The 1,402-nt window shown below is 56.4% G+C and carries 1 rRNA gene (running past one end of the window); it reads right to left on the bottom strand.

Annotated elements, in window-relative coordinates:
• A 23S ribosomal RNA gene (locus MRBLMG1_RS34985) occupies positions 1-1,275 on the bottom strand; it reaches 1,928 nt to the left of the window's first position.
• Positions 1,276-1,402 lie beyond the last annotated feature (127 nt).

Below are 1,402 nucleotides of genomic sequence, written 5' to 3'. Positions count from 1 at the left end.
GCTGCAATGACACGACTTCGGCGGTACGCTTGAGCCCCGCTACATTGTCGGCGCGGAATCACTTGACCAGTGAGCTATTACGCACTCTTTCAAGGGTGGCTGCTTCTAAGCCAACCTCCTGGTTGTCTCTGCGACTCCACATCCTTTCCCACTTAGCGTACGCTTAGGGGCCTTAGTCGATGCTCTGGGCTGTTTCCCTCTCGACCATGGAGCTTATCCCCCACAGTCTCACTGCCGTGCTCTCACTTACCGGCATTCGGAGTTTGGCTAAGGTCAGTAACCCGGTAGGGCCCATCGCCTATCCAGTGCTCTACCTCCGGCAAGAAACACACGACGCTGCACCTAAATGCATTTCGGGGAGAACCAGCTATCACGGAGTTTGATTGGCCTTTCACCCCTAACCACAGGTCATCCCCCAGGTTTTCAACCCTGGTGGGTTCGGTCCTCCACGAAGTCTTACCTCCGCTTCAACCTGCCCATGGCTAGATCACTCCGCTTCGGGTCTTGAGCGTGCTACTGAATCGCCCTATTCGGACTCGCTTTCGCTACGGCTTCCCCACACGGGTTAACCTCGCAACACACCGCAAACTCGCAGGCTCATTCTTCAAAAGGCACGCAGTCACGAGATACAAGCGAACTTGCATCCGACGCTCCCACGGCTTGTAGGCACACGGTTTCAGGTACTATTTCACTCCGCTCCCGCGGTACTTTTCACCATTCCCTCACGGTACTATCCGCTATCGGTCACCAGGGAATATTTAGGCTTAGCGGGTGGTCCCGCCAGATTCACACGGGATTTCTCGGGCCCCGTGCTACTTGGGTGTCTCTCAAACGAGCCGTTAATGTTTCAGCTACGGGGGTCTTACCCTCTACGCCGGACCTTTCGCATGTCCTTCGCCTACATCAACGGTTTCTGACTCGTCTCACAGCCGGCAGACTGTGAAAGAGAGATCCCACAACCCCGCATGCGCAACCCCTGCCGGGTATCACACGCATACGGTTTGGCCTCATCCGGTTTCGCTCGCCACTACTCCCGGAATCACGGTTGTTTTCTCTTCCTGAGGGTACTGAGATGTTTCACTTCCCCTCGTTCCCTCCACATGCCCTATGTGTTCAGGCATGGGTGACAGCCCATGACGACTGCCGGGTTTCCCCATTCGGAAACCCCCGGATCAAAGCCTGGTTGACGGCTCCCCGGGGACTATCGTGGCCTCCCACGTCCTTCATCGGTTCCTGGTGCCAAGGCATCCACCGTGCGCCCTTAAAAACTTGGCCACAGATGCTCGCGTCCACTGTGTAGTTCTCAAACAACGACCAGCCACCCATCACCCCACCGGACAAACCGATGAGTTCACTGGGGCCGGAATCATGAAGATACAAGCCATACGGCCGTACCCTCAGA

The organism is Streptomyces sp. LMG1-1-1.1, from assembly GCF_040815545.1.
Taxonomy (GTDB): Bacteria; Actinomycetota; Actinomycetes; order Streptomycetales; family Streptomycetaceae; genus Streptomyces.
This window is presented reverse-complemented; position numbering and strand designations above follow the sequence as displayed.